Genomic DNA, 634 nt, shown 5'->3' with positions numbered 1-634 from the left:
AACAAAAAGATTGCAGCCCATCTTGAGGAGCAATTTCCCCCTGAGTTTGATGAGAAGTGGGTAAGTAAATTACTAACCGATAAAGAACCCAAAGTAAAAAAAAGAGTCACTAAACGAAAGACACCTGATCATGAAAAAGCTCTTCTAAAAGATATCGCACTGATCGAAGCCGAGATAAGAAAACAAAAGATAATCAGAAAAGCTAATTCAAGCAAAGCAGTAAAAGCAAGGAAGCCGGTTTCCAAACCTCCTCAAAAAACAAATGAACCTGAGTCCATGAGCGCTATCGAAAAGCAAAAAAAAGCACACATAAGTAAAAACCAAGCAGGCCTTGATTCAAACAATACACCGAACAAAAGAAATTCTCGCCGCCTTCTATCACGCCTTAAAAAACGTTAAATCAAGCTGACTCCTAAATTGATATATAAGCCCACTGAACTTAATTGGGCTTATATATCAATCAGCATATACGCCTATACAGCACCCTGCTTTCCGAAGAACTGCCCCACATTAGTTCAAGCCTCTTCCACCAAATTTATCGCGCCTCAAAACAAAGCTTGCGTCAAAAACAAAATTAGATCATTGTGCAATATATAGCACTTTAATTTTTTCATCAGTCAACAAAAGTGAACCA

At 37.9% G+C, this 634-nt stretch carries 1 protein-coding gene; it reads left to right on the top strand.

All coding sequences use genetic code 11. The features are described from left to right. On the top strand, positions 1-399 hold a 399-nt coding region (locus tag A3729_RS33580; protein WP_197476178.1), incomplete at its 5' end, for a hypothetical protein. Between the last annotated feature and the right edge of the window lie 235 nt (positions 400-634).

The organism is Oleiphilus sp. HI0043, assembly GCF_001634935.1.
The sequence above is the reverse complement of the archived record's forward strand: the minus strand, read 5'-3'. Positions and strand labels throughout refer to the sequence as shown.